Origin of the sequence: Streptomyces sp. CA2R106, from assembly GCF_037034245.1 — a bacterium.
Classification (GTDB): Bacteria; Actinomycetota; Actinomycetes; order Streptomycetales; family Streptomycetaceae; genus Actinacidiphila.
The window spans coordinates 1-1,159 of record NZ_JBAGKC010000119.1 but is presented as its reverse complement, the minus strand read 5'-3'; the positions used below and the strand labels follow the sequence as shown (position 1 = coordinate 1,159).

The following is a 1,159-nucleotide window of genomic DNA, read 5'->3' as shown; positions in this document are numbered from 1 at the left end:
CACACCGTCACCGGCACCTGGACCCACCCCCCGCACACCCCCCTGGACGCCGTCCTCATCCGCCCCGACGGCTACACCGCCTGGACCTCCCCCGGCACCACCCACCACCTCACCCACGCCCTCACCCACTGGTTCGGCACCCGCACCACCGCCCGGCTGGGCTAGGAGCCCTCCGCCTGGGCGGCCACCGACTCCTTGGAGGCACACGTGACGCGCGGCGCCACCGTCTGGTTCACGGGTCTGCCGAGTGCCGGCAAGACCACCATCGCGTACGCACTCGCCGAGCGGCTGCGCGGCGCGGACCGCCGGGTCGAGGTGCTGGACGGCGACGAGATCCGCGCCTTCCTCTCCAGCGGCCTCGGCTTCTCCCGCGCGGACCGCGACACCAATGTGCGGCGGATCGGCTTCGTCGCCGAACTGCTGGCCGCGCACGGGGTGCTGGTGCTGGTCCCGGTGATCGCGCCGTACGCCGACAGCCGCGAGGCGGTCCGCAAACGGCACGAGGCGCGCGGCACCGCCTACCTCGAGGTCCATGTGGCCGCGCCGGTCGAGGTGTGCGCGCGGCGCGACGTCAAGGGCCTGTACGCGCGCCAGGCCGCGGGGCAGCTGACCGGCCTGACCGGGGTGGACGACCCGTACGAGGAACCCGCCGCGCCCGACCTGCGGATCGCGTCGCAGCACCGGACGGTGCCGGAGTCCGTCGCGTCGGCGTACGCGCTGCTGACCGAGCGGGGACTGTCGTGAACGCGCCGCGCACCGGGGTGCCGGGCGGCGGCCGGGGCGCGGGCGTGGGCGCCCCCTTCACGCTGACGCACCTGGACGTGCTGGAGTCCGAGGCGGTGCACATCTTCCGCGAGGTCGCGGGCGAGTTCGAGCGGCCGGTGGTCCTCTTCTCCGGCGGCAAGGACTCGATCGTGATGCTGCACCTGGCGCTCAAGGCGTTCGCGCCCGCCGCGGTGCCCTTCCCGCTGCTGCACGTCGACACCGGCCACAACTTCCCCGAGGTGCTGGACTTCCGCGACCGGACCGTCGCCGCGCACTCGCTGCGGCTGCACGTGGCGAAGGTGCAGGACTACATCGACGACGGGCGGCTGCGCGAGCGCCCCGACGGCACCCGCAACCCGCTCCAGACGGTGCCGCTGACCGACGCCATCCGCGC

At 74.4% G+C, this 1,159-nt stretch carries 3 protein-coding genes; all 3 read left to right on the top strand.

All coding sequences use genetic code 11. The features are described from left to right. The coding region (locus WA788_RS35285) for an aromatic-ring hydroxylase C-terminal domain-containing protein (protein WP_443034150.1) at positions 1–165 on the top strand (165 nt) is incomplete at its 5' end. A gap of 42 nt (positions 166–207) precedes the next feature. After that, on the top strand, positions 208–744 hold the full coding sequence (gene cysC, locus WA788_RS35280; protein WP_335984543.1) for an adenylyl-sulfate kinase: 537 nt from the start codon (positions 208–210) through the stop codon (positions 742–744). Positions 745–761: 17 nt separating this feature from the next. Then, on the top strand, positions 762–1,159 hold a 398-nt coding region (locus WA788_RS35275), incomplete at its 3' end, for a phosphoadenosine phosphosulfate reductase domain-containing protein (protein WP_335984546.1).